Raw genomic sequence first — 25,208 nt, 5'->3', positions numbered from 1 at the left:
CGCGGAGGCAGTCGCCGCCGCTGCTCGCGCAGAAGGCGTCACCGGCTAGCGAGAACCACCCGAGCACCCCGGGCCGGAACCCGCACCGGGTTTCGGATCGGGGTGCCCGTGAGGAATATTCGATCCTGTTTGTAATGCCAAGGGACGCAGAAATTTCCCGATCGATGCGCTGCCGGTGGCTCGGGAGGCAGGACGTTCATACGTTGGTCCGGATTGCGGTCCCGGCGATCTTCCCGCGGTCGCCTTCCAAGGCTGCTCGAGCTGGACCCCAGAGGGTAGTGAGTTTGTTACTCGCGGGTAGCGGTGCTCGAACAAGTCGCCGGCGATGCCGCAACGTAACCTGATACTCGTCGCGATCCGATAACTGCACGCTGAACCTGTGAATTTAACCGAACTGACGCGGGAGAACAACAACAAATGAGCGCCCATAAGCCGCCGACCATCATCTATACGTTGACCGACGAGGCGCCGCTGCTCGCGACGTACGCCTTCCTGCCGATCGTGCGGACCTTCGCCGGTGCCGCGGGCATCGAGATCGATTCCAGCGACATCTCCGTGGCGTCGCGGATCCTGGCCGAGTTCCCCGAGAACCTCACCGAAGAGCAGCGCGTCCCCGACAACCTTGCCGAGCTGGGTCGCCTGACGCAGCTGCCCGAGACGAACATCATCAAGCTGCCCAACATCAGCGCGTCCGTGCCGCAGCTCCTGGCCGCCATCAAGGAACTGCAGGGCAAGGGCTACAAGATTCCCGACTTCCCGGGCGACCCCAAGTCCGACGAGGAGCGCGACATCCGTCAGCGCTACGGCAAGATCCTCGGCAGCGCCGTCAACCCGGTCCTGCGTGAGGGCAACTCCGACCGTCGCGCACCCCGGGCCGTCAAGCAGTACGCCCGCAAGCACCCGCACAGCATGGACGAGTGGTCGATGGCCTCGCGCAGCCACGTCGCACACATGCGGCACGGCGACTTCTACCACTCCGAGAAGTCGATGACGCTGGACCGGCCGCGCAAGGTCCGGATGGAACTGGTCACGAAGGCCGGCGAGACGATCGTCCTCAAGCCCGAGGTGGACCTGGGCGAGGGCGACATCATGGACAGCATGTTCATGAGCAAGAAGGCGTTGCTCGACTTCTACGAGGAGCAGATGGAGGACGCGCGCAAGACGGGCGTCATGTTCTCGCTCCACGTCAAGGCGACGATGATGAAGGTGTCGCACCCCATCGTCTTCGGCCACGCGGTGAAGACCTTCTACAAGGATGCCTTCGCCAAGCATCAGGCGCTGTTCGACGAACTGGGCGTCAACGTCAACAACGGCCTCGGCGATCTCTACGACAAGATCGAGTCGCTGCCCAGCACGCAGCGCGAGGAGATCATCCAGGACCTGCACGACTGCCACGAGCACCGTCCCGAGTTGGCCATGGTCGACTCCGCCCGCGGCATCTCGAACTTCCATTCGCCCAGCGACGTGATCGTGGACGCCTCGATGCCTGCGATGATCCGCTCCGGCGGCAAGATGTACGGCGCGGACGGACGGCCCAAGGACGCCAAGGCCGTGATGCCGGAGTCCACGTTCGCGCGCATCTACCAGGAGATCATCAACTTCTGTAAGACCAACGGCGCATTCGACCCGACGACCATGGGCACCGTCCCCAACGTCGGGCTCATGGCGCAGAAGGCCGAGGAGTACGGCTCGCACGACAAGACCTTCGAGATTCCGGAGGAGGGCGACGCCAACTTCGTGGACGTCGAGACCGGTGAGGTGCTGCTCACCCAGCACGTCGAGGCCGGCGACATCTGGCGCATGTGCACCGTCAAGGACGCGCCGATCCGCGACTGGGTCAAGCTCGCGGTCACCCGGGCACGCAACTCCGGCATGCCGGTCCTGTTCTGGCTCGACCCGTACCGCCCGCACGAGAACGAGCTGATCAAGAAGGTCAACCTGTACCTGAAGGATCACGACACCGAGGGCCTCGACATCCAGATCATGTCTCAGGTGCGCTCGATGCGGTACACCCTGGAACGCCTGATCCGCGGTCTGGACACCATCGCCGCGACCGGCAACATCCTGCGCGACTACCTCACCGACCTGTTCCCGATCCTGGAACTCGGCACCAGCGCCAAGATGCTGTCGATCGTGCCGCTGATGGCCGGTGGCGGCATGTACGAGACGGGTGCAGGCGGCTCGGCGCCCAAGCACGTCAAGCAGCTGGTGGAGGAGAACCACCTGCGCTGGGATTCGCTTGGTGAGTTCCTGGCGTTGGCCGTCAGCCTGGAGGAACTCGGCACCAAGACCGACAACGAGCGCGCGAAGATCCTGGCCAAGACGCTCGATGCGGCCACCGGCAAGCTGCTCGACGAGAACAAGAACCCGTCGCGCAAGACCGGCGAGCTCGACAACCGGGGCAGCCAGTTCTACCTCGCGAAGTACTGGGCGCAGGAACTTGCCGCGCAGGACGAGGACAAGGAACTGGCGGAACGCTTCGCCACGCTCACCCAGGCACTGGACGAGAACGAAGACACCATCGTGCGGGAACTCATCGAGGTGCAGGGAAGCGCGGTCGACATCGGCGGCTACTACAAGCTGGACGGTGAGAAGACCGCCGCCGTGATGCGTCCGAGCGCGACGTTGAACAGCACGCTCGAGGCCGTGCGTAACTGAGTCCGAATCACGACACCCCCGGGTCCGACCCCGGGGGTGTCGTGGTTTGTCGGGGTTGTTCCCGTACAACGTAATTCAGCGATGCTGTGCCGTGGTGGCGGGACAACGGCCGGTCGTGGTCGGTCCCGCCGCGGACGGTGTGACCGCCAGGTCGTCGAGCAGTCCAAGGAATGCCCTGGCGCAGGGGAGGTCGGTGGTGACACACGCCGGGTCGGGGAGGGGTTGGCGGATTTCGCTGGGCGTGACGGCGGGTTTGCTGCTGGGCTTCTTCGCCTATGCGCCGGCGGTGATGGTGTGGCAGCGCTTCGCGGAAACTCCGCAGCCGCGGGTGTATCCGCACGGCTCGTTCACCTCGTTCGGATCGGATCCGCCGCCGGTCGAGTACTGGGTCAGTTGGGCGGGGCCTGCGGTGATGGTCGTGGCATGCGGTCTGATGGCGGTGCCGTGGCGCGCGGCCCGGCAGTTCGCTCTGCCGTTGGTGTGCGCGTTTGTGCCGATGGCTGCGTTGGTGGCGTGGTTCTTCATCGGGATGGAGTTGTTCTTCACCCCGGACTGACTGTGTTGCAGCGCCCCTGCGGCACTGCAGTATTCGATGGTGCCTACTCGGGTTGTTCGAGGGCGTCGGCGATGCGGTCGTGAATCCAGGTTTCGAGGCGTTGTCCGGCGGCGCGGGCGGTGAGATCGGCGCGAGTGTTTTCGTCGTCGCTGAGTCGGATGGGGATTATGTGAGTCGGGCCGGTGGTGTGCGCGGGCGGTCACGGCGGCGACGATGACGACCCTGCGTGCGTGGTCGGAGAACCTTTCGAACATCCTCACCCTTCCTTGCCCTCCGTTGCGGACGATGAGTGCCGTCTGTCAATGACGGCTGCGGTCAGCTGCCGAAGATTTGGCCCAGACCACTCGCGTCGGGGATGGCTACGGCGGGTGGCGCGGGGGCGACACTCGGCACGGTGACGACCGAGGATGCTTGCTCCACGGTGTAGGCGGTCATCGGGAACTGGACCAGGAATTGCTCGACGCCGGGGTAGTCGGAGACCCACAGCGCAGGGTCGTCGCCCTCCCTCCCGCAGGAGGCGAGTGCGACATAGGAGCCGTCGGGGACGTCGAGCACCGACTGTGTGGTGGTCCCGGGTGGTATGTCGTCTTGCTGGTAGAGGGACTGTCCGGGGCCGACGACTTCGGCGATCGGTGGAAGCACGCCGTCGGGGGCGAGGGCGAGCGAGGTCGTGCAGCCGATCGTGGCGCCGGTGTTGTTGGTGATCGTGTTGGTGACGGTCGATCCGTCGACGCCGAAGGCGTAGGTGACGTCGGTGGCTTCAGCGGCCGATGCCGGCGCGGCGGCGATGGCCAGGGGGATGGTCGCTGCGGCGAGGAGGGTGGTGCGGGCGATCGTGCGCATCCTGGTGTCCTGTTCGTCGGGGCGTGGGTCGTCCTCTGTGAATGGTGCAGCAAAAAGCGACCGATCGGAATGGTTTTGATGAATTGGGGCACACCCGGTCGGTGGACAAGCTTGCGCGCTGTCAGGACCGTGTGGGCGTGCGTTCCGGCCACCCGACGCTGGCGAGTGCTCCGTGCAGTACGGATTCGTAGATCGAGTCCAGATCCAGTTCGTTGCCGAGGAAGTCGGTGTTCACCAGCATCACGAAGCCGTGCATGGCGGCGAAGACGCTGACGGCGGCGTCGAGGGTGTCTTCGGGTGGCAGTCCGCACGACGCCAGCATTGTCCGTAGTGCCGTGTTGGCGTCGAGTGCGGCGGAGATGAAGGCGTCCCGGTCGACGGGGCTGGTGGTGAGTGTCTGGTACCGGTGCGGATGCGCGGTCGCCCAGGCGCGGTGCGCGTCGACGAGTGCGCGGAGGCCGTCGGGGCCGGTGCGGCCCATGGCGATCTCGCGCAGGTGCGCGCCGAGTTCCGTCATGGTGCGTACCTGAACGGCGCCGCGGATGTCGTCGAGGTTGCGGACGTGGTTGTACAGCGAGGCGGTGACGACGTTCAGGCGCGCCGAGAGGCTCGTCATCGACAGTTGCTCCCAGCTGAGTTCGTCGATGATCTCGATCGCGGCATCGACGACCTTGTCGCGGGTGAGGGTGCGACGTCGGATCGGTGCGTTCTGTCCTTTCGCCATGGCCTCAGCATACGGTCTTCCATTATAGATGAAAGTGTGTAGTTTAAGACGCATCCCATTCGTTTATCGATCGAGGAGCAGTGAATGACCGCATCTCGGATTGATCTGAAATCCCCCGACGTCTACACCGCGGGAGTGCCCTACGCATTCTTCGACCACCTGCGGGCGAGCGACCCCGTCCATTGGCAACCGGAGGAGGACGGCACCGGATTCTGGGCGGTGACCAGGCATGCCGACGTCGTCGCCGTGTCCCGTGACAGCGCGACGTTCTCGTCTGCTGTGGGCACCACCCAGATCGACGACTTCGACGAGCAGACCCGCGCGAAGCAGGCTGCCATGCTCGTCAATCTGGACCCGCCCGACCACACCCGGTTGCGGCACCTGGTCAGTCGCGGATTCACCCCGCGCACGGTGAAGGTGCTCGAGGGGCACATCCGCGACATCTGCACCCGGATCGTCGACCGACTGCTCGAGGCGCGTGACGTCGACTTCGTCCCCGAGGCGGCGGCGCCACTTCCGCTCGAGGTCATCGCGGCACTGCTGGGTGCGCCTCCCGGGGACGTCGACAAGCTGTACGACTGGTCCAACCGGATGATCGGCTTCGACGATCCCGAGTACGGCACCACCCAGGCCGACGGGGAGATGGCTGCGGCCGAGATCTTCCTGTACGCGAACGGGCTTGCCGCGCAACGACGCATCGAGCCGCGGGACGACATCGTCACCGCGCTCGTGCAGCCGGACGAGAACGGCGACACGCTCACCGAGATGGAATTCAACATGTTCTTCGTCCTGCTCGTGGTGGCGGGGAACGAGACGACGCGCAACGCGACCGCCGGTGGGATGCAGGCGTTCATCGACCATCCCGATCAGTGGCGGCGACTGCAGTCGGAGCCCGAACTGGGCGCGAGCGCGGTGGAGGAGATCCTGCGATGGGTGACCCCGGTGATGGATTTCCGGCGCACCGCCACCCGGGACGCGTACATCGGCGACCAATTGGTCCGGGCCGGTGACAAGGTCGTGATCTACTACCCGAGCGCGAACCGGGACGAGGCGGTGTTCGACGAACCGTACCGGTTCGACATCGGCCGGAGTCCCAACCCGCAGATCGCGTTCGGCGGTAGCGGGGTGCACTTCTGTCTCGGCGCGCACCTGGCGCGGCTCGAACTGAGGATTCTGTTCGAGACCCTCGCCGCGCGGATCGACCGTGTGGAACCCACCGGGCAGGTGTCCCGGCTGCGGTCGAATTTTATCAGCGGCATCAAGACGATGCCCGTGCGGATTCACCCGCGCAGTCCGGTGTGAGACCCCGATTTTCGTTGCCAGCCGCTGGCAACTGTAGTAGCGTCCAGACACGTGTCCAGTATGAATTTCGAGTCCACCCGCCGCCGTCTGACCGAGAAGCAGGCCGACACCGTCGACCGTCTCACCAGGGCGGCCGTCGAAGTACTGCGTGAAGAGGGGTTCGCCGGGCTCACCGTCCGTTCGGTGGCCGGGATCGCCGGCGTCGCGCCCGCGACGGCGTATACGTACTTCTCGTCGAAGGAGCACCTCGTCGCCGAGGTCTTCTGGCGGCGTCTCGCCGCCGCGCCGCAGCCGGCGGACGAGGGACTCGATCGCACCGGACGCGTGGTCGCCGTGCTCCGCCACATCGCTCTGCTGGTGGCGGACGAACCCGAACTCGCCGGCGCCGTCACCAACGCGCTACTCGGCCGCGACCCCGACGTGGAGCACCTCCGCGCCCGCATCGGGCTGGAGATCCGTGATCGCCTCGCCACCGCACTGGGCGACGGCCACGATCCCGACGTCCTCGAGGCGCTGGAGCTGCTGTACGCCGGCGGCCTGGTCCGCGCGGGAATGGGATACGGGTCCTACGCCCAATTCGCCGATCGACTCGAAACTTCCGCCAAGCTGATTCTGGAGTAGATGCCATGACCGCAGCCTCGATGCCCGGGGTGTCACACAATCCGGTGACGTTCAATCCGTACGACTATGGCTTCCATGAAGATCCGTACGTCACGTATCGAAGACTGCGGGAAGAAGCGCCGGTCTACTACAACGAGGAACTCGACTTCTGGGCGTTGTCGCGGCACGCGGACGTCGTCGCGGCGTTCCGGGACAACCAGCGCCTGTCGAGCGCGAACGGGGTGTCGCTCGACCCGGCGGCCTACGGACCGCACGCCCACAAGACGATGTCCTTTCTCGCGCTGGACGATCCGCGGCACATGCGGATGCGCCAGCTGGTGTCGCGCGGGTTCACCCCGAGGCGGGTGAACGAACTCGAGGGGCGGATCCTGGACCTGACGCGGCGGTACCTCGATCCGGCACTCGAGGCGGGCGAGTTCGACTGGATCGCCGAGTTCGCCGGCAAACTCCCGATGGACGTGATCTCGGAGTTGATGGGAGTGCCGGAGGCCGATCGCGTCGAACTCCGGCGGCTCGCCGATCTGGTGGTGCACCGCGAGGAGGGCGTCCTCGACGTGCCGCACGCCGCGATGGAGGCGTCGCTCTATCTCGTCGGCTACTACGCCGACATGCTGGCGGAGCGGCGCAGGAAGCCGACCGAGGACCTCACGTCCGCCCTGCTCGAAGCGGAGATCGACGGCGACCGGCTCACCGACGACGAGATCATCGCGTTCATGTTCCTGATGGTGGTGGCGGGCAACGAGACCACCACCAAACTTCTCGGCAATGCGCTCTACTGGGGGTTCCGCTACCCGGACGAGGCTCGGCACGTGTTCGACGACGCGAGCCGCGTGCCCAACTGGGTGGAGGAGACGCTGCGCTTCGACACATCCAGCCAGATGGTCGCGCGGACGGCGGCCGTCGACCTGGACTTCCACGACCGGACGATCCCCGCCGGCGACAAGGTGCTGATCCTCATCGGCTCAGCGAACCGCGACTCGGCGGTGTTCGAGGACGCCGACGAATACCGGATCGGCCGGGACTCGTCCAACAAGCTGGCGAGCTTCGGCGGCGGCACCCACTTCTGCCTCGGCGCCCACATGGCTCGGCTCGAAGCGCGGATCGCCCTCACCGAATTTGTCTCCCGCATAGATGATTACGACGTCGACGAGGCGAACAGCGTGCGGGTCCACTCGACCAACGTCCGTGGTTTCGCCACCCTCCCCCTGAAAGTGCAGGTCCGCGATGCCTAGGTTCGAACCCAATCCGCAGCGCCGGCCGTCGATCGTCGCCGGGGCGTCGTCGGGCATCGGCACGGCGACGGCCTACGCGCTCGCCGAGGCCGGCCACCCCGTCGCGCTCGGCGCCCGCCGGGTCGCGGAGTGCGAGGAGATCGCGGAGAAGATCCGCAGCAACGGGGGAGAAGCGTTCGCGCACTTCCTCGACGTCACCGACACCGCGTCGGTCGACGACTTCGTCACCGCGGCGGAGAACGCGCTGGGCCCCATCGAGATCGCGTTGTCGGGAGCCGGAGACCTCGAGTTCTCCGTCGCACACGAGATGGACCCGGAGCAGTTCCTGGACCAGGTCAACGTCCACCTCGTCGGGGCGCAGCGTCTCGCGCACCGCATCGTTCCCGGCATGATCGAACGCCGGCGCGGAGACTTCGTCCTCATCGGATCCGACTGTGCGGATACGCCCCGGCCCAGGATGGGCGCCTACAACGCCGGTAAGGCCGGTGTCGAGATGATGGGCAGGCAGATGCGGATGGAACTGGAGGGCACCGGTGTCCGGGCCTCGGTCGTGCGCCCGGGGCCCACCCAGACGTCGATGGGGATGAACACCACCGAGGAGGTCATCGGACCCGTCCTCGAAGACTGGGCAAAATGGGGATTCGCCCGGCACTCGTACTTCCTGCGCGCCTCCGCGATCGCGGACGCCGTCGTCGCCACCGTCAGTGCGCCCCGCGGCGCACACCTGGTGCTGATCGAGGTGCAGCCCGAGGCGCCCCTCCGAAAGGATGGAGAATGAATCCGTTTACCCCGCAACGTGTATCCGGCGGTGAGCACGAGCACGGACATCTCGACGAGCTGCGCACCGACCCGATCGCGCTGATGCGCCGCGTCCGGGAGGAATGCGGAAACGTCGGCGTCTTCCAGCTCGCCGACAAGAAGGTGGTGCTGCTGTCCGGCGCCGAGGCCAACGAATTCTTCTTCCGCTCCACCGACGAGGATCTCGACCAGCAGGCCGCGTACCCGTTCATGAAGCCGATCTTCGGCGAGGGGGTCGTGTTCGACGCGAGCCCCGAGCGTCGCAAGGAGATGCTGCACAACCAGGCGCTGCGCGGTGAGCAGATGAAGGGCCATGCCGCGACGATCGCCCACGAGGTCGACCGGATGGTGGCGCAGTGGGGCGACGAGGGTGAGATCGATCTGCTCGAATTCTTCGCGGAGCTGACCATCTACACGTCGTCGGCGTGCCTGATCGGCACGAAGTTCCGGGAACAGCTCGACGGCCGGTTCGCGCACCTGTACCACGAACTCGAGCAGGGCACCGACCCCATCGCCTACGTCGACCCGTACGCCGACATCGAGAGCTTCCGCCGACGGGACGAGGCGCGGGTGCAGTTGGTGGCCCTCGTCCAGGACATCATGACCGGGCGCATCCGGAATCCTCCGCAGGGCAAGGAGGATCGGGACATGCTCGACGTGCTCGTCTCGATCAAGGACGAGGACGGAAACGAGCGCTTCACCGCCGACGAGATCACCGGCATGTTCATCTCGATGATGTTCGCCGGGCACCACACCACGTCCGGCACCGCGGCCTGGACGCTGATCGAACTGCTGCGGCACCCGGACTACGCGAAGCAGGTGGTCGCGGAACTCGACGATCTCTATTCGGACGGCTCCGACATCAGCTTCGGAGCGCTCCGGCAGATCCCGAAACTCGAAGCGGTACTGAAGGAGACGTTGCGGCTACACCCTCCGCTGATCATCCTGCTGCGCGTCGCGCGGGGCGAGTTCGAGGTCGGCGGCTACCGGATCGCGGAGAACGATCTCGTGGCGGCGACGCCGGCGATCTCCAACCGGATCGCGGAGGACTTCCCGAACCCCGACACGTTCGACCCCGAGCGCTACATCGACCCCAATCAGGAAGACATCGTCAACCGCTGGACGTGGATTCCGTTCGGCGCGGGCAGGCATCGCTGCGTCGGAGCGGCGTTCGCGCTGATGCAGCTGAAGGCGATCTTCTCGATCCTCCTGCAGGACTGGGAGTTCGAGATGGCGCAACCGTCCGAGACGTACCGCAACGATCACAGCAAGATGGTGGTGCAGCTGCAGCAGCCGTGCACCGTGAGGTACCGGAAGCGAAGCACGTGATGAAAGTCGAAGCCGATCTCGACCTGTGCCAGGGCCATGCCGTCTGCGAGATGGAGGCACCCGACGTCTTCGTCGTCCCCAAACACGGCAAGGTCGAAATCCTCGACTCCGACCCACCCGAGAACCTGCGCGCGGAGGTCGAGAGCGCCGTGCGTTTCTGCCCGACCCAGGCCCTGCGGATCCTCGCGGACACCGACTCAGAAGGAGAATCCTGATGACCCCTTTCGACCGCGCCGAACTCGACGAGATGGTGCAGCGCTGGGTGGACGAGAACAAGCGGTGCGAGTCGCTCGGCGACTGGAAGCCGCTGGCCGAGATGTACACCGAGGACGCCACGTACGGGTGGAACTACGGGCCGAAGGATGACTTCATGGCCATCGGCCGGGACGAGATCCGCGACCTGGCGCTCGGGCAGGAGATGGACGGGCTCGAGGGCTGGGAATACCCGTATCAGCAGTTCGTCATCGACGACCGCAGCTGCGACGTCATCGGATTCTGGAAGCAGGTGTCCGAACGCACCCGCGACGACGGCACGCACTATCAGGTCACCGGGATCGGTGGCAGCTGGTTCCGGTATGGCGGAAACTTCCAATGGTCCTGGCAGCGTGACTTCTTCGACTTCGGCAACGTCTCGAGCCTGTTCCTCGAGATGATCACGAACAACGCGATGTCCGACGGCATGAACGCGCGGATCCAGCGCGCGACGTCCGGTCGGCTGCCGGGGTGGTACCCGGTCGGGAAGGCTCCGGTCCCGCTGTGGTGAGCACGGTGAAGGTTCCGGCGTCGTTCGCGGATCTGTCCCGCGAGGATCTGGCGATCCTCGTGCCGGAACTGCTGCTGTGCGGTCACCTCATCGACCGCTCCGGGATGCCGCACCTCATCGGGGCGTTCGGTCGTGAGGGCATGACGCAGGTCGCGATCGAGGAGTGGATGGCGTCGAGCCCGATCTACGCGCGGCGGATGCAGCGCGCGCTGGGGTTCGAGGGCGACGGCGTCGTGACGATCTTCAAGGGCCTGCAACTCGACATCGGTGCGCCGCCCCAGTTCATGGACTTCCGGTACCGCGTCACCGATCACGACCACGGCGAATTCTGGCTGAATCACTGCGGGGCGCTGATGGACGTCGAACCGATGGGCGACGAGTACGTCATGGCCATGTGCCACGACATCGAGGATCCGACGTTCGACGCCACCGCCCTGGCCACCAACCCGCACGCGCAGGTGCGTCCCGTGCACCGTCCGCCGCGACGGCCCGCGGACCGGACACCGCACTGCCTTTGGACAGTCACCATCGACGACACGAACGAGCCACCGCCGGTCCCGGACGGGCTGGTGACGGTGGGGAAGTCGCGGGCGGCGACGGTCGGGCTGTCGCCGATCGACACCGGCGGTCCGGGACGGCACGACTACGCGGGCGCGCTCCTCGCCGACCTGCGGTTCGCGGACTTCTCCCATTCGGCGCTGACCCGGATCGCGGAGGAGGTGTGCGTGCAGCAGCACCTGCTGACGCTCGGTTTCCTGCTCGCGGTGCGGGCACGCACGGATGCCGGTGCCGCGCTCGACATCGCCCGCAAACAACTCACCGGCATCGCCGGCCTCACGTCGGAGCGGATCCGGAACGCGCTGGGGCTGCCCGCGGATCTGGAGGGCCTGGCCGTCGTCCTCGCCGTGCACCCGGCGCTCAATCCCCGTCAGTACGTGGACGTCACGATCTCCCTCGACCACCGACTGCTGCTGACCCTCGGCCGCGAGTGCGGAGCGTCGGTCGACGGGGCGTGGCCGTCCATGATCGACGGCGAGCATCTCGCGCCGTTGACCGCGCTGGTGCGCGGGGTGTCGCCGAAGTTCGCCGTAGAGGTGCTCGAGGAGACGGACACGGCGCTGACGGTGGAGGTGGTGACCGGTGAACCGCCCGCGAAGGAGGCGCCCGAGGTCGCGCTCACGCGGTTCAGCACCGGGGCCGACTTCGCCTTCACCGATCGAGGGATTCCCCTTCCACTCACCGTCGTCTGAGAGGACACTCCCCGTGGCCTACAACCTGGCAGATCTGTTCGAGCACTCCGTCGACGTGATGCCGGAGCGGGTGGCGCTGATCTGTGGCGCTCGCCGCGTCACGTACCGGGAACTGGAGGACCGCGCCAACCGGCTGGCCCATCATTTCCTGGCCGCGGGACTGACCGCCGGTTCGCACATCGGCGTGCACCTGCACAACTCGATCGAGACCATGGAGACGCTGCTGGCGGCGTACAAGATTCGCGCGGTCCCGGTGAACATCAACTACCGGTACACCAGCGACGAACTCGCCTACGTCTACGGCAACGCGGAACTCGACGCCGTGGTCCACCACCGCATCTACTCGCCGCGCATCGCGGAGGTGCTGCCGTCGCTGCCGAGGATCCGGCACACCGTCGTCGTCGAGGACGATCTCGGCGGCGCCGGTCTGCGCAGCGACTCCGTCCCGTACGAGGAGGCGCTGTCCGGCAGCGGCGACCGCGACTTCGGCGGACGCAGTTCCGAAGACCTGTTCATCATGTACACCGGGGGTACCACCGGACGTCCGAAGGGTGTGGTGTGGACGCACGAGGCCATCTGGCGCGTCCTCGCCGGCGGCCTCGACTTCTACACCGGTGAGGCGATCGACGACGAGTACCAGCAGTCGCGGGTCGGGTCGCAGGGGGAGCCGACCCTGTGGTTCGCGTTGCCGCCCCTGATCCACGCCGCCGCGATGATGCCGACGTTCACCGCGCTGTTCAGCGGGAACACGGTGCTGCTGGAATCGAAATTCGACGCCGACCGCACGTGGGACCTCGTCGAGCGGCACCGGGTGCAGATCCTCATCATCACCGGCGACGCGATGGGGCGGCCGCTGATCGAGGCCCTCGACCCGGCCCGGACCGACACGTCGAGTCTCGGTGTGGTCGCGTCGGGCGCCGCGCTGTTCTCCCCGGTGATCAAGGACGCGTTCCTCGAGGCGTTCCCCGGGCTGCTGGTGTCCGATTCGATCGGTGCATCCGAGACCGGTTTCGGTGGAATCGGTTTCGCGACCAAGGGGGAGACGCAGGTGGGTGGTCCCCGGGTCCCGGCGGGGCGCTACGCGTTGGTGATCGACGACGCGGGTCGTCCCGTCGAACCCGGCTCCGGGATCGACGGCTGGTTCGCGAAGGGCGGGTACGTTCCGCAGGGGTACTACAACGACCCGGACAAGACCCGGGAGATCTTCCGGGAGGTCGACGGACAATCGGTCGTCGTCACCGGCGACCGCGCGCGGATAGAGGCCGACGGGTCGATCACCCTGCTCGGTCGCGGCAACATGGTGATCAACACCGGCGGCGAGAAGGTGTTCGCCGAAGAGGTGGAGAGCGCGGTGAAGGCGTACCGCGACGTCTACGACGCCATCGTCGTCGGCGTCCCCGACGAACGGTGGGGGCACCGGGTGTCCGCGGTCGTGCAGGCGCGCGACGGCCGGGGCGTCGACTTCGCCGGCCTCGAGCAGCACGTGCGGCAGAGTCTGGCCGGCTACAAGATTCCGCGGCTGGTGTGGGTGGAGGACGCCGTCCAGCGCACACCGAGCGGCAAACCCGACTACCGCTGGGCCCAGGGCGTCACCAAGCAGCGCGACCCCGACCACCGCACGTGAGCGGCGAAGTGTGCTCGCGCACGCTTCGCCACTCACGTACGGGTCAGGCGGGAGCGCGGACGACCAGGACCGTTCCCGGGAATTCGGCGGCGAGTTCCTGACGGCTGTGCTTCACGGCCGCGGTGCCGTAGCCCTTCTTCCGGGCGTCGGGGGAGATCCAGATCGCGACGTCGACCTCGCGTCCCGACAACTCGCCGAAAACCATGCCGACGGCGGTGTTCTCTTCGGTGTCTTCACACACGAACCACGCGGCGGACTCGTCGTCGACCCGGCTCAGGCCCTCCGCGCGCTCCTTCTCGACCCGCTCCTCGGACCACTGCGTGCCCGTGTCGTCGACCTGTTCGACGCAGCGGCGCCGGAACAGTTCGGCGTCCTCCTCGGTCTGTGTGAACGGGCGGAGGCGGAAGTTGCGGCCTGTGCTCGCAGGCCGGTCCGTCGACGTCCACTCCAGCGTGGCGTCGAGGTCCTTCAGTTCCGTCTGGATGCGGCGCCGCTCGACCTTGGTGAGACGGCGAAAGGTCAGGTTGAGGACGGCTTCCGCGTACGCCTCGGTCGTCTCGAGGAGCCCGGCGACGGTGGTGAGGGCCTCGGAGTGGTCCTCACTGTCGACGATGGCGTCGAGAACCTCGTGCCGCTGCTCGAGTGCGCGCAGCAGGACCGCGGTGAGCTCTCGACGGTCGTGTATCCGATCTTGAACCTGTGTACTCATCTGCAATTCCTCGCCCTCGGCCGTCGTACAAGTCCGTACGCGTCAATACTGCAAGATGTCCTGCGACATGGCACGCGTTACCCGACGGTACATACAGCTATCGGGGCGTGCAGACGACGACGGGGATGGTGCGATCCGTCCAGGCCTGGTAGTTGTCGAAGTCCGCGTACATGTCGACGAGCCGCGGCCACAGTCGCGCGCGTTCCCCGGGGTCCGCCACCTGGGCAGTCATCGGCCGGACCCGCGACTTCACCTGGACCGTCACCTGCGGGTTCGCGCGTAGGTTCAGGTACCACATCGGGTGCTTCGGGAGGCCGCCCTGCGATGCGACGAGGACGATGCGGTCGCCGTCCTCGAGGAACAACAGCGGGCTGATCCGGGGCTCGCCGCTCTTGCGGCCGGTGGTGGTGAGCAGGCAGACAGGCAACCCGCGGGGGAAGGCGCTGCCGACGCGCCACTTGCTGCCCAGCCGCCCGCCCGTCCGCCGGTACAGCACGACGTTCAACTTCGACATCCACTTGATGACGGTGGCCGTCCACTTCGAGTCGAGGCCCGGCGGCCGGGCGGGGGCGGTCGCATTCATCGGGCGGCCCTAGATCCGCTCGATGATGGTGCCGGTGGCGAGCGCGCCGCCGGCGCACATCGTGATCAGGGCCGTCGACCCGTCGGTGCGCTCGAGTTCGTGCAGCGCGGTGGTGATGAGCCGGGACCCGGTGCTGCCCACGGGATGTCCGAGCGCCAGCGCGCCGCCGTTGACGTTCACCCTGTCCATGTCGGGTTCGTGCACCGACGCCCACGACAGCAGGACCGAGGCGAACGCCTCGTTCACCTCGAACAGGTCGAGGTCGCCGATCTTCATGCCGCTGCGTTCGAGGACGCGCGCCGTGGCCTGGACGGGTCCGTCGAGGTGGAATTCGGGTTCGGAACCGACGAGCGCCTGGGAGATGATGCGGGCCCGTGGTTTCAGGCCGAGGGCGCGCGCCCTGGCCTCGTCCATGAGCATGACGGCGGCGGCACCGTCGGAGATCTGCGAGGAGGTGCCCGCAGTGTGGATGCCGCCCTCGAGCACGGGCTTCAGCTTGGCGAGCGATTCCGCGGTGGTGTCGCGCAGACCCTGATCGCGCGTCACGACCCGGCTCTCCCCGGTGAGGTTGCCGTCCTTGTCGACGACGGGTGCCGTCACCTGCAGCACCTCCCGGTCGAAGCGCCCCTCGTCCCACGCCTGCTTGGCACGGGCCTGCGAACGCACTCCGAGGGCTTCGACGTCGGCGCGGGTGATGCCGCGGCGGCGGGCGATGCGCTCGGCGGCCTCGAACTGATTGGGCATGTCGATGTCCCAGTCGGCGGGCCTGCGCGGGCCGGCGTTCTCCCCGACGTTCGCCCCGAGCGGCACCTGGCTCATGGCCTCGATGCCGCAGGCGATTCCGACGTCGATGGCGTCCGTGGCGATCAGGCCCGCGATCAGATGGTTGGCCTGCTGCGCGGAGCCGCACTGACAGTCGATCGTGGTGGCGCCGACCTGCCAGGGCAGTCCGGCGTGCAGCCACGCGGTCCGGGTGATGTTGTTCGATTGCGCACCGGCCTGGGTGACGCAACCACCGATCACCTGCTCCACCAGTTCGGGGTCGATGCCGGAGCGGTCGAGGATGCCCCGCTGAGCGGCGCCGAGGATCTCGGCGGCGTGCAATCCGGACAGCCAGCCACCGCGCTTTCCGATGGGGGTGCGAACTGCCTCGACGATGACGGGTGTGCCCACGGCGGGCTCCTTTCCTTGTTCTCAGAAAATAGAACAGGTTCTGCTATCCGGGCAAGGTCTGATTGAGCTTTCCTTTGCTAGTCGCCCGGCTTGTGCTTCAATGCTAGTAGAACGTGTTCCACATCACTGAGTGGTGTATGGCTGAGGGCAGGAGACAGCAGTGGCGCAGCCCAATCTTCCAGAGGGTTTCGACTTCACCGACCCGGACATCTACGCAGAACGCATCCCCTACCAGGAGTTCGCCGAACTGCGGAAGACTGCGCCGATCTGGTGGAACCCGCAGCCGCCGGAGATCGGTGGCTTCCACGACGACGGCTACTGGGTCGTCAGCAAGCTCGAAGACGTCAAGGAGGTGTCGCGGCGCAGCGACGTCTTCTCCACCCACGAGAACACCGCGATCGTGCGCTTCGCCGACGACATTCCACGCGAGAACATCGAGATGCAGCGCTTCATCCTCATCAACAAGGACGCTCCCGAGCACACGAAACTCCGCAAACTCGTCTCCCGCGGCTTCACACCGCGCGCGATCAACAGCCTGCGCGAAGAACTCACCGAACGCGCCGAGAAGATCGTGAAGGCCGCCGCCGAATCGGGGGCCGGCGACTTCGTCACCCAGGTGGCATGTGAGCTTCCGCTGCAGGCGATCGCCGAACTGCTGGGCGTGCCGCAGGAGGATCGGCTGAAGGTGTTCGACTGGTCGAATCAGATGACGGGCTACGACGACCCCGAACTGGACATCGACCCGAACGCCGCGTCGATGGAGATCCTCGGGTACGCGTACCAGATGGCGGACGAGCGCAAGAAGTGCCCCGCCGACGACATCGTCACGACGCTGATCGAGGCGGACATCGATGGAAATGAGCTCTCTCCCGAGGAATTCGGCTTCTTCGTGATCCTGCTGGCGGTCGCCGGCAACGAGACCACCCGCAATGCCATCACACACGGCATGATGGCGTTCCTCGACCATCCCGATCAGTGGGAGCTCTACAAGAAGGAGCGTCCCAAGACTGCGGCGGACGAGATCGTCCGGTGGGCGACCCCGGTCAACTCGTTTCAGCGCACCGCACTGGAAGACACCGAGCTCGGCGGCGTGCACATCAAGAAAGGTCAGCGGGTCGTAATGCTGTACGGCTCGGCGAATTTCGACGAGGATGCATTCGAGAATCCCGAGAAGTTCGACATCCTGCGGGAGAACAACCCACACGTCGGGTTCGGCGGTACGGGCGCGCACTTCTGCCTCGGAGCCAACCTGGCGCGCCTCGAAATCGACTTGATCTTCAATGCGATTGCGGATCACCTGCCCGATATCAGTAAGCTGGGAGATCCGCGGCGGTTGCGCTCGGGCTGGCTCAACGGTATCAAGGAGTTTCAGGTCGATTACAACACTGCGTCAGGCGGTTGCCCGGTCAGACACTGACCCCCCTGATTCAGCGGCGTCGGAGGGCACCCTCATCCTCTCCGACGCCGCTGTTCCCTTTCTGCCCGAGGAGGGTGGGAGCAGGTCATGACCGTGCGGTCCATCGTCCACGACCTGGGTTTCGGTTTCTCGGCCCCGGGCGACCCGAGCGTCACCGCCGCCCTCGGCGCGTTCCTTCGCGGCCTGGACACCGCGCCGCGCCTGCTCGGGTTCGGCGAGCCCATGCATGGGGAGGAGAGCTTTCTGCTGCTCCGCAATCAGATGTTCCGGTACCTCGTCGAACACGACGGCTACCGATCCCTCGCGATCGAAAGCAGTTGCTTGAAGGGGATACTCGTCGACTCCTTCGTGCGGGGCGCGAACGGCCTGCCGCTCAATGACGTCATGGCACAGGGTTTCAGCCACGGCTTCGGTGAGTCCCGGGCCAACCGCGACCTGGTCCGATGGATGGCCGACCACAACAGCCGACGCGAACCGGGCGAGCAGGTGCGGTTCTTCGGTTTCGACGCCCCCATCGAGATGACGTCCGCCGACAGCCCCCGGCAGGCCCTGACCTTCCTCGACACCTACCTGCGGACCCACCTCGACGAACGGGATCTGCCCTGCACCCCGGACCGGATCTCCGCGCTGATCGGCGACGACGTCCGCTGGAGCGACCCGGCCGTCGCCATGGACCCGGCCCGATCCGTCGGTGCCACCGCCGAAGCCGGACAGTTGCGTCTGATCGCCGACGACCTGATGACGCTGCTGGCGTCGGAGGCTCCTCGCCTCGTCGCTGCGGGCACGCGTGACGATTGGTGGGAGGCCGAACTGCACGGCCGTGTCGCCACCCGCCTGCTCAGCTATCACGCCGGAATGGCAGAGAACTCCCCACGCCGCATCACGAGGCTCCTGGGGATCCGCGACACCCTCATGGCGGACAACCTGTCCGCGCTGGTGCGGAGGGAGACCGATCGGGGCCCGACGTTCGTCTTCGGCCACAACGGCCATCTGATGAAGGGTGAAACCCACTGGGATCTCGCCGGAATGCACCTGCGCTGGTGGTGCGCCGGTGCCCACCTGGACCTGCGGTTCGGCGACGCGTACACGGTCATCGGTTCCGCGGTCGGTGAGGCGCCCGGTCACGGTATCGAACAGCCGCCACCGGGCACCCTCGAGGATCTGCTCTTCGCGGTCGGCGAGAGTTGTCTCGTGCCTGCCGCGGCGGTGGCGGACGCCGTCCGCGGTGCGGAGAAGCGCGCCGACCCGTCGGGCAACTCCACGTACTTCCCGCTGGACCCCGCGTGCCTGGGCGAACTCGACGCCGTCCTGTTCGTCCGGCACCTCGACGAGGCCGCGGGGTGATCCGAATCCTCAGACCTTGCGCAGTGTCTTCATCGCCCGTTCGACCTCCCAGAAGGCCCGCAGCGACGTGATCTTGCCTTCGTCGTTCACGCGGTAGACGAACACGCCCTCGGCGTCGATCTGCGATCCCGCCACCGTGGACCGGATGGTCCCGATGTTCACGTTCTCGTTGCCGCACACCAGTGAATCGGTGATGAGGAATTCGAGCGATTCGGTGGTCGCGATCGTCATGTCGTAGAACCGGGAGATCGCGTCGAGGCCGTGGTGCCCCTTGCCTTCGGGGTCGAAACCCGAGGGACCGACGGGATCTTCGACACACGCGTCCTCGGCGAACAGGGCCAGCCACTCCTCTTTGCGCCTGCCGCTGGCCGCTGCGCGGGACGCCTGTCCGGCGAGGCGGGCAGGATGGTCGGTCGTCGTCATGTCCACACTCCTATCCGATGTACTGGTCTGCGAACTTGCGCAGCGACTCCTGCTTGGCGTCGAGCGGTCCGTCGAAGCCGATGCCGTCGAATACCCACGGGACGACGATCGTGTCGGTCACGCCGGCGTCCGCGAGTTCGGCGTAGCCGTCCTTGCCGAAACGGTCGATGCAGACGGTCTGGATCTCGTACGGCAGATCGGCCCGGCCGTACTCCTCCCGCAGTTCCCGCAGTCGCGCGATGACCTGGACGAGATCGTCGAATTTGATCATCGCCGACGTCCAGCCGTCGCCGACCCGGGCCGCGCGGCGCAGGGCCACGTCGGTGTGCCCGCCGACGTAGAACGGCACCGGCTTCGTCGGGGCCGGGCTCATCTGCAGGCGGTCGAAGTCGTAGAACTCACCGTGATACTCGACCATCCCGCCGCCGAGGATCAGCTTGATGACGTCGATCATCTCGTCGACGCGGGCGCCGCGTTTCGCGTACGGCACCCCGCACCATTCGAATTCCTCGGGTGCCCAGCCGATCCCGACACCGAAACCGAACCGGTTGCCGATGAGGTTGGCCACCGATCCCACCTGGCGGGCCAGGAGCACCGGATTGCGGGACCCCAGCTTGAGGACCTGGGTGTAGAACTCGATCTTCGACGTCACCGCACCCATCGCGGCCGCCGCGATCAGCGGATCCACCCACGGAGTCTCCTCGGTCCACATCCGGGAGCCGTCCGGTGTGTACGGGTAGTCCGCGCTCTGCTTCTCCATGAAGAACAGCGAGTCGGGGAGTGCGATGGACGAGAACCCGCACTCCTCGGCTGTTTTCGCGAGAGCCGGCAACTGATCGAGGGGATTCATGGCGATGCCGACGGTGAATTTCACTGGTGACGTCCCTACTACTAGTTGTTGGGTCGGTCGGAACCGACCACCCACATCGAGAAGTACTGCGAACCGCCGCCGTAGGCGTGGCCGAGTGCCTTGCGCGCGTCCTTCACCTGGTGGTCGCCGGCGCGGTGCATCACCTGCATCGCCGCCTCGGCGAACCGGATCATCCCGGAGGCCCCGATCGGGTTGGACGACAGGACGCCGCCGGACGCGTTGAGCGGGAGCCGGCCGCCGATGGCCGTCTCGCCCGCCTCGGTGAGTTTCCAGCCCTCGCCCTCGGCGACGAAGCCCAGATTCTCGAGCCACATCGGTTCGAACCAGGAGAAGGGGACGTAGATTTCGGCGACGTCGATCTCGTCGAGCGGATCCTTGATTCCCGCGGCCTTCCACAGCGCGGCCGACGCGTCCCGGCCGGCCTGCGGATTCACCTGGTCGCGTCCGGCGAACGTGGTGGGCTCGGTGCGCATCGCGGTCGCGTGAATCCACGCCACCTCGCGACCGTCCGCGACGACCTGCTCGGCAGCCTCCTCGTTGCCGATCACCAGCGCGCAGGCGCCGTCCGAGGACGGGCACGTCTCGTCGTAGCGGATGGGATCCCACAGCATCTGCGAGGCCTGCACCGATTCGAGGGTGATGTCGGGCTGCTTGAGATGGGCGTACGGGTTGAGGCTACCGTTCAGCCGGTCCTTCACCGCCACCATCGCGCCGATGTGTTCGGGTGCGCCGGACCGCCGGATGTACGAGCGGACGTGCGGGGCGAAGTATCCGCCCGCGCCCGCGCCGACCGGCATGTGGAACGGAATCGGGGTGGACAGCGCCCACATGGCGTTCGACTCGGACTGTTTCTCCCACGCCACCGTCAGCACCCGCTTGTGCACCCCCGACTTCACGAGGCTCGCCGCCACGCACGCGGTCGAACCGCCGACCGAGCCGGCGGTGTGCACACGCAGCAGCGGTTTGCCGTTGGCGCCCAGTGCGTCCGACATCGCGAGCTCCGGCATCATCGACCCCTCGAACAGGTCGGGGGCCTTGCCGATCACGACGGCGTCGATGTCGTCCCAGCCCACCCGCGCGTCTTCCATCGCGCGGTCGATCGCCTCGCGCACCAGCCCGGCCATGGACACGTCGTGCCGTTTCGCCACGTAATGGGTCTGACCGGTGCCCAGTACGGCGGCCAATTGATTCGCCATCAGTTGCGTCCCTCCAAGACTGCGACCAGATTCTGTTGCAGCACAGCACCACTCGTGGCGTGCGCCAGCGTGCGCCCGGCGTTGCCGTCCATGATGGCCTTGGCTGCGTAACCTATGCGTTCCAGACCCGCGGAGAACATCGGGTTCCCGCTCAGCGGGCCACCCGACGGGTTGATCGTCGTCGCATCGGACAGTCCGATGGCCTCGCGGAGGATCAGTTCCTGATGGGTGAACGGTCCGTGCAGTTCGGCCACGTCGATACCGCCGACGTCCCCGCCGGTGGCGGCCCGCGCCGACGCCGTCGTCGACGGCGAGACCGTCAGGTCACGGGCGCCGAAGTTCGGGGAGTCGATCCGATGCTCGATCCCGGTGATCCACGCCGGTCGCTCGCACAGCTCTCGGGCACGGTCTCCGGACGCGAGAACGACGGCGGCGGCGCCGTCCGTGATCGGCGCGCAGTCGTGGGCGCGCAACGGATCCGCGACGAAAGGGCTCGCGAGCAGTTCGTTGATGTCGACGTGCCCCGACAACTGGGTGTTAGGGTTGCTCTCGGCCGCAGCCCGGCTGCGCGCGGCCACCGCCGCCATCTCCTCGGACGTCCACTTCCCGGCGTCGAGTCCGAGACGCGCCTGCAGTCCGGCGAGTGACACCGAGTCCAGGGCCAGGGGTGTGACCAGGTAGGGGTCGAGTTGCATCGAGAGGACCTTGCGGAGGTTGCCCGCCGATGACTTGCCGAAGCCGTACACCAGGGCGGTGTCGACCTCGCCGGTCATGATCTTGATCCAGGCCTCGTAGAACGCCCAGGCCGCGTCCATCTCGACGTGCGACTCGTTGATCGGGGGTACCGCACCGATCGAGTCGACCGCCGAGATGAAGGAGAACGCACGGCCGGCCAGGTAGTCCGAGGAGCCCGAGCACCAGAAACCGATGTCGGACTTGGTGATTCCCAGTTCCTCGTACAGCTGCTGGAAGCAGGGAACCAGCATCTCGACGCCGTTGGTGGTGCCGGAGGTCTCACGCACGTGCGGTGCGTGCGCGAATCCGACGACTGCGATATCTGTCATTGTGCCGCGCCCTCACAGGTGGTGTTTGTAGGTGTCGTACTCGGCGTCGGGCTCGCCCGTCGGCCGGAAGTACTCGATGTTCTCGAGCGTGTAGTCCCACTCCTCGCGGGGCTTCCACTTGGCCTCCACTCGCATGCCCATCCGCACGTCGGCGGCGTCGCAGTCGAGGATCAGGTGCAGGAACGCGATGTCCGCGCCGTCGAGCAGCACGTAGGCGGCGACGTACGGCGGCGTGATCCGCTGCCCGAGGAAGGGGACGTTCACGATGCAGAACGTCGTGACGATGCCCCGGTCCGGCAGTTCCACCTGCTCCTTCGTCGGGATGCCGTCGGTGGGGTTGGCGCTGCGCGGCGGGATGTACACCTTGCCGCCCGGTCCGGTGCGGCCACCGATCAGCTTGCCCTCCTTCAATCCTCGGAGGTAGAAGCTCTCCTCGGCGGACGCGGAGTGCAGGTAGTCGAGATCGATCGGCGTCGTGATCATCGTGACCGGTTCCGACTCCGACGGCGGTCCGGATTCGCCGGTCGACTCCCCGGGTTCGAAGCACGCGATGTCCTGGATCCGCCCGACGCGTTCCTGCGCCCACCGCGCCCGCACCCGCATGCCGGTGCTCATTCCGGCGGGGGAGGCGACGTCCACGGCGTGCACCAGGGACGTGTCGGCGCCGTCCAGCTTGATCAGCGCCCACGCGAACGGGGTGGTGAGTGGCTGTCCGGCAATCGGTTCCGGCATCCACGTCCAGCTCACCACGGTCCCGGCGTCGGAGACCCCGACGAAGTCGGTGAGGGGTTCGGCGGTGTTCGGGTCGAATTCGGGCGGCGGGACGTAGACGCGTCCGTCCGAGCCGCGGGCGCCGATGACCTTGCGGTCGCGCAGCGCGGTCACGAAGGCTCCGATGGTCGGGCCCACCGATCGCGTGTAGTCGAATTGAAGTTTCAGCGGGGCGCTCAACGGTTCGTTCGAGAATTTTTCGGCCACCGCGCTCTTTCCCATGCTCACAACTTCGAGTAGAACAGGTTCTAGTGTTTGTGGCAAGGGTCACTTCTGACGACGGTCGATGCGGAGGCACACGATGAAGCTCGGGTTGCAACTGGGATACTGGGGCGCACAGCCGCCGGCGAATGCCCCGGAGTTGATCGCCGCTGCCGAAGCCGAAGGATTCGACGCCGTCTTCGCCGCCGAATCGTGGGGATCCGACGCATTCACCCCCCTCGCCTGGTGGGGGTCGAGCACCGACCGCGTCCGGCTCGGCACGTCCGTCGTCCAGATCTCGGCGCGTACACCCACCAGCACCGCCATGCACGCCCTCACCCTCGACCACCTCAGCGGCGGCCGCGCCATCCTCGGCCTCGGCGTCTCCGGACCGCAGGTCGTCGAAGGCTGGTACGGGCAGCCGTTCACCAAACCGCTCGCCCGCACCCGCGAATACGTCTCCATCGTCCGCAAGGTGCTGTCGCGGCGGGAACCCGTCACCAGCGACGGCCCGCACTTCCCCCTGCCCTACACCGGTCCCGGCAGCACCGGCCTGGGGAAACCGCTCAAACCCATCACTCACCCACTCCGCGCCGACATCCCGATCTGGCTCGGCGCCGAAGGTCCCAAGAACGTCGCGCTCACCGCCGAGATCGCCGACGGCTGGCTCGCCATCTACTACTCACCCCGCCTCGCGCCCATGTACAACGAATGGCTCGACGAAGGCTTCGCCCGCCCCGGCGCCCGACGCAGCCGCGAAGAATTCGAAGTCGCGGCCACCTGCCAAGTCATCGTCACCGACGACAGGGACGCCGCCATCGCCGGCCTCAAACCGATCACCGCCCTCTACGTCGGCGGCATGGGCGCCCCCGAACTCAACTTCCACGCCCAGGTCTACACCCGCATGGGCTACGGCGAACAGGTCGACGAAATCGGACGCCTCTTCCGCGCAGGCCGCAAGGACGAAGCCGCCGCCGTCGTCCCCGACGAGATGGTCACCGAAACCATGATCATCGGCAACGTCGACGAAGTCCGCGCCGACGTCAAACGCTGGGCCGACGCCGGCGTCACCATGCTCCTCGTCTCCTGCCGCGACGCCGACCACGTCCGCGAACTCTCCGCCGCGGTCCTGGGCTGACCCCTCCGGCTGACCTCCGCGCCCCTCGGCTGCCCCGCCCCTCGGCTGCCCCCGGGTCTTGGTCCTCGGATGAACGGGACGCTCGTTGCGTTAGATCGAACGAGCGTCCCGTTCGTCCGAGCCGGGAACGTGGGTTATCCACAGGGCGCAGATTCGGCCTGTTGCGACGCACCCTCCGCTGGCAGCATGAGGTGATGCGACGGGGGAATTGGGGTCAGCGGCCGGAGTTGCTCGATCAGGTGGGGGTGGCCGGCGTCGTCCGGTCGTCGGAACTCGAACGCCTCGGATTGGCTCGATCGACGATCTCGGCGCGGTGTCGGTCCGGTGGACCGTGGCAGCGCCTCCTTCCAGGAATCGTGCTCCTCCAGAACGGGCAGCCGTCGTTCCAGCACAGAGTGCTCGCAGCTCTTCTGTTCTGCGGCCGGGACTCCCTCGTCACGGGACGTTCGGCCCTGCGGTGTCACGGTTTCGGGAGCTACTCCGGCGACGTGGATGTTCTCGTCGCGGTCGATCGTCGGGTGCAGTCCACGGGTTTCGTCAAGGTCGAGCGCACGTCGCGCATGCCTAGGAGCCCGCTGATTTATCGAGGCGGTGGGGGTTGGCGGTGTGGGAGAATGC

The 25,208-nt window shown here is 66.7% G+C and carries 24 protein-coding genes and 2 pseudogenes; 16 read left to right on the top strand and 10 right to left on the bottom strand.

The genetic code is table 11. The annotated features are described in order from the left end of the window. The first annotated feature begins 417 nt into the window (after positions 1-417). Both P3H15_RS47465 and P3H15_RS47460 read left to right on the top strand, forming a co-directional pair. Positions 418-2,658: an NADP-dependent isocitrate dehydrogenase gene (locus P3H15_RS47465; protein ID WP_276143688.1), complete on the top strand. Its 2,241-nt coding sequence runs from the start codon at positions 418-420 to the stop codon at positions 2,656-2,658. Between the two features lie 193 nt (positions 2,659-2,851). Next, entirely contained in the window at positions 2,852-3,214 is a 363-nt protein-coding gene (locus tag P3H15_RS47460; RefSeq protein WP_276143687.1) for a hypothetical protein, read from the top strand. Positions 3,215-3,529: 315 nt separating this feature from the next. Here P3H15_RS47460 and P3H15_RS47455 read toward each other — a convergent pair whose 3' ends face one another. Further along, on the bottom strand, positions 3,530-4,057 hold the full coding sequence (locus P3H15_RS47455) for a hypothetical protein (protein WP_276143686.1): 528 nt from the start codon (positions 4,055-4,057) through the stop codon (positions 3,530-3,532). A 121-nt stretch (positions 4,058-4,178) separates the two neighbouring features. Next, positions 4,179-4,781 (bottom strand): TetR/AcrR family transcriptional regulator, encoded by a 603-nt coding sequence (locus P3H15_RS47450; RefSeq protein WP_276143685.1) that lies wholly within the window; start codon positions 4,779-4,781, stop codon positions 4,179-4,181. An 84-nt stretch (positions 4,782-4,865) separates the two neighbouring features. Here P3H15_RS47450 and P3H15_RS47445 point away from each other — a divergent pair. The 10 genes and pseudogenes from P3H15_RS47445 to P3H15_RS47405 form a co-directional block, all read left to right on the top strand. After that, positions 4,866-5,957 (top strand): annotated as a pseudogene (locus P3H15_RS47445) (cytochrome P450); the annotation flags it as partial. A gap of 28 nt (positions 5,958-5,985) precedes the next feature. Beyond that, complete coding sequence (locus tag P3H15_RS55940) at positions 5,986-6,120, top strand: zinc ribbon domain-containing protein (protein ID WP_369426232.1); 135 nt, start codon at positions 5,986-5,988, stop codon at positions 6,118-6,120. Positions 6,121-6,143: 23 nt separating this feature from the next. Next, on the top strand, positions 6,144-6,704 hold the full coding sequence (locus tag P3H15_RS47440; protein WP_072947826.1) for a TetR/AcrR family transcriptional regulator: 561 nt from the start codon (positions 6,144-6,146) through the stop codon (positions 6,702-6,704). Positions 6,705-6,709: 5 nt separating this feature from the next. After that, on the top strand, positions 6,710-7,936 hold the full coding sequence (locus P3H15_RS47435; RefSeq protein WP_276143682.1) for a cytochrome P450: 1,227 nt from the start codon (positions 6,710-6,712) through the stop codon (positions 7,934-7,936). Further along, positions 7,929-8,714 (top strand): SDR family oxidoreductase, encoded by a 786-nt coding sequence (locus P3H15_RS47430; protein ID WP_276143681.1) that lies wholly within the window; start codon positions 7,929-7,931, stop codon positions 8,712-8,714. The genes P3H15_RS47435 and P3H15_RS47430 overlap by 8 nt, the downstream gene beginning before the upstream one ends. Beyond that, a complete protein-coding gene (locus P3H15_RS47425; RefSeq protein ID WP_276143680.1) occupies positions 8,711-10,063 on the top strand; it encodes a cytochrome P450 in 1,353 nt (450 codons plus the stop codon). The genes P3H15_RS47430 and P3H15_RS47425 overlap by 4 nt, the downstream gene beginning before the upstream one ends. Next, entirely contained in the window at positions 10,063-10,278 is a 216-nt protein-coding gene (locus tag P3H15_RS47420) for a ferredoxin (RefSeq protein WP_276143679.1), read from the top strand. Before P3H15_RS47425 ends, P3H15_RS47420 begins: the two co-directional genes overlap by 1 nt. Further along, positions 10,278-10,826 (top strand): nuclear transport factor 2 family protein, encoded by a 549-nt coding sequence (locus P3H15_RS47415; protein WP_276143678.1) that lies wholly within the window; start codon positions 10,278-10,280, stop codon positions 10,824-10,826. The genes P3H15_RS47420 and P3H15_RS47415 overlap by 1 nt, the downstream gene beginning before the upstream one ends. Then, positions 10,820-12,076 carry a hypothetical protein gene (locus tag P3H15_RS47410; RefSeq protein ID WP_276143677.1) on the top strand — a complete coding sequence of 419 codons (1,257 nt, stop codon included), beginning with the start codon at positions 10,820-10,822 and terminating at the stop codon, positions 12,074-12,076. The genes P3H15_RS47415 and P3H15_RS47410 overlap by 7 nt, the downstream gene beginning before the upstream one ends. Before the next feature lie 13 nt (positions 12,077-12,089). Then, positions 12,090-13,700: an acyl-CoA synthetase gene (locus tag P3H15_RS47405; RefSeq protein ID WP_276143675.1), complete on the top strand. Its 1,611-nt coding sequence runs from the start codon at positions 12,090-12,092 to the stop codon at positions 13,698-13,700. A 43-nt stretch (positions 13,701-13,743) separates the two neighbouring features. On the opposite strand, the gene P3H15_RS47400 is transcribed toward P3H15_RS47405, so the two are convergent. From P3H15_RS47400 to P3H15_RS47390, 3 genes are all read right to left on the bottom strand, one after another. Beyond that, positions 13,744-14,409, bottom strand: a complete 666-nt coding sequence (locus P3H15_RS47400; protein WP_276143674.1) for a GNAT family N-acetyltransferase — start codon at positions 14,407-14,409, stop codon at positions 13,744-13,746. A gap of 97 nt (positions 14,410-14,506) precedes the next feature. Continuing rightward, a complete protein-coding gene (locus P3H15_RS47395; protein ID WP_276143673.1) occupies positions 14,507-14,992 on the bottom strand; it encodes a nitroreductase family deazaflavin-dependent oxidoreductase in 486 nt (161 codons plus the stop codon). A gap of 9 nt (positions 14,993-15,001) precedes the next feature. Further along, entirely contained in the window at positions 15,002-16,165 is a 1,164-nt protein-coding gene (locus P3H15_RS47390) for a steroid 3-ketoacyl-CoA thiolase (RefSeq protein WP_276143672.1), read from the bottom strand. Between the two features lie 160 nt (positions 16,166-16,325). On the opposite strand from P3H15_RS47390, the gene P3H15_RS47385 reads away from it, so the two are divergent. After that, positions 16,326-17,582 (top strand): cytochrome P450, encoded by a 1,257-nt coding sequence (locus tag P3H15_RS47385; RefSeq protein ID WP_276143671.1) that lies wholly within the window; start codon positions 16,326-16,328, stop codon positions 17,580-17,582. A gap of 87 nt (positions 17,583-17,669) precedes the next feature. Continuing rightward, positions 17,670-18,926, top strand: a complete 1,257-nt coding sequence (locus P3H15_RS47380) for an erythromycin esterase family protein (RefSeq protein ID WP_276143670.1) — start codon at positions 17,670-17,672, stop codon at positions 18,924-18,926. Between the two features lie 9 nt (positions 18,927-18,935). Here the strand turns inward: P3H15_RS47380 and P3H15_RS47375 are convergent, their stop codons facing one another. The 5 genes from P3H15_RS47375 to P3H15_RS47355 are packed head-to-tail and all read right to left on the bottom strand — an operon-like array spanning position 18,936 to position 23,473. Then, positions 18,936-19,349 (bottom strand): nuclear transport factor 2 family protein, encoded by a 414-nt coding sequence (locus tag P3H15_RS47375; RefSeq protein ID WP_276143669.1) that lies wholly within the window; start codon positions 19,347-19,349, stop codon positions 18,936-18,938. 10 nt (positions 19,350-19,359) lie between these two features. Then, on the bottom strand, positions 19,360-20,223 hold the full coding sequence (locus P3H15_RS47370) for a TIGR03619 family F420-dependent LLM class oxidoreductase (protein WP_072947861.1): 864 nt from the start codon (positions 20,221-20,223) through the stop codon (positions 19,360-19,362). Positions 20,224-20,240: 17 nt separating this feature from the next. Beyond that, on the bottom strand, positions 20,241-21,416 hold the full coding sequence (locus P3H15_RS47365; protein ID WP_276143668.1) for a thiolase domain-containing protein: 1,176 nt from the start codon (positions 21,414-21,416) through the stop codon (positions 20,241-20,243). Next, positions 21,416-22,480 carry a thiolase domain-containing protein gene (locus P3H15_RS47360; RefSeq protein WP_276143667.1) on the bottom strand — a complete coding sequence of 355 codons (1,065 nt, stop codon included), beginning with the start codon at positions 22,478-22,480 and terminating at the stop codon, positions 21,416-21,418. Before P3H15_RS47360 ends, P3H15_RS47365 begins: the two co-directional genes overlap by 1 nt. Positions 22,481-22,492: 12 nt before the next feature. Further along, complete coding sequence (locus tag P3H15_RS47355) at positions 22,493-23,473, bottom strand: Zn-ribbon domain-containing OB-fold protein (protein WP_276143689.1); 981 nt, start codon at positions 23,471-23,473, stop codon at positions 22,493-22,495. Positions 23,474-23,552: 79 nt separating this feature from the next. Here P3H15_RS47355 and P3H15_RS47350 point away from each other — a divergent pair, with 79 nt between their 5' ends. Next, complete coding sequence (locus P3H15_RS47350; RefSeq protein WP_276143666.1) at positions 23,553-24,590, top strand: LLM class F420-dependent oxidoreductase; 1,038 nt, start codon at positions 23,553-23,555, stop codon at positions 24,588-24,590. 194 nt (positions 24,591-24,784) lie between these two features. Next, positions 24,785-25,208 (top strand): annotated as a pseudogene (locus tag P3H15_RS47345) (hypothetical protein); the annotation flags it as partial.

This window comes from Rhodococcus sp. T2V, from assembly GCF_029269925.1.
GTDB lineage: Bacteria > Actinomycetota > Actinomycetes > Mycobacteriales > Mycobacteriaceae > Rhodococcus_F > Rhodococcus_F koreensis.
This window is presented reverse-complemented; position numbering and strand designations above follow the sequence as displayed.

Coding starts and splice junctions, on each gene's coding strand:
- P3H15_RS47375 (WP_276143669.1), bottom strand. CDS start 19,349: ATGACGACGACCGACCATCCTGCCCGCCTCGCCGGACAGGCGTCCCGC.
- P3H15_RS47415 (WP_276143678.1), top strand. CDS start 10,278: ATGACCCCTTTCGACCGCGCCGAACTCGACGAGATGGTGCAGCGCTGG.
- P3H15_RS47440 (WP_072947826.1), top strand. CDS start 6,144: ATGAATTTCGAGTCCACCCGCCGCCGTCTGACCGAGAAGCAGGCCGAC.
- P3H15_RS47355 (WP_276143689.1), bottom strand. CDS start 23,473: ATGGGAAAGAGCGCGGTGGCCGAAAAATTCTCGAACGAACCGTTGAGC.
- P3H15_RS47455 (WP_276143686.1), bottom strand. CDS start 4,057: ATGCGCACGATCGCCCGCACCACCCTCCTCGCCGCAGCGACCATCCCC.
- P3H15_RS47430 (WP_276143681.1), top strand. CDS start 7,929: ATGCCTAGGTTCGAACCCAATCCGCAGCGCCGGCCGTCGATCGTCGCC.
- P3H15_RS47435 (WP_276143682.1), top strand. CDS start 6,710: ATGACCGCAGCCTCGATGCCCGGGGTGTCACACAATCCGGTGACGTTC.
- P3H15_RS47365 (WP_276143668.1), bottom strand. CDS start 21,416: ATGGCGAATCAATTGGCCGCCGTACTGGGCACCGGTCAGACCCATTAC.
- P3H15_RS47450 (WP_276143685.1), bottom strand. CDS start 4,781: ATGGCGAAAGGACAGAACGCACCGATCCGACGTCGCACCCTCACCCGC.
- P3H15_RS47425 (WP_276143680.1), top strand. CDS start 8,711: ATGAATCCGTTTACCCCGCAACGTGTATCCGGCGGTGAGCACGAGCAC.
- P3H15_RS47380 (WP_276143670.1), top strand. CDS start 17,670: ATGACCGTGCGGTCCATCGTCCACGACCTGGGTTTCGGTTTCTCGGCC.
- P3H15_RS47400 (WP_276143674.1), bottom strand. CDS start 14,409: ATGAGTACACAGGTTCAAGATCGGATACACGACCGTCGAGAGCTCACC.
- P3H15_RS47465 (WP_276143688.1), top strand. CDS start 418: ATGAGCGCCCATAAGCCGCCGACCATCATCTATACGTTGACCGACGAG.
- P3H15_RS47395 (WP_276143673.1), bottom strand. CDS start 14,992: ATGAATGCGACCGCCCCCGCCCGGCCGCCGGGCCTCGACTCGAAGTGG.
- P3H15_RS47420 (WP_276143679.1), top strand. CDS start 10,063: ATGAAAGTCGAAGCCGATCTCGACCTGTGCCAGGGCCATGCCGTCTGC.
- P3H15_RS47360 (WP_276143667.1), bottom strand. CDS start 22,480: ATGACAGATATCGCAGTCGTCGGATTCGCGCACGCACCGCACGTGCGT.
- P3H15_RS47350 (WP_276143666.1), top strand. CDS start 23,553: ATGAAGCTCGGGTTGCAACTGGGATACTGGGGCGCACAGCCGCCGGCG.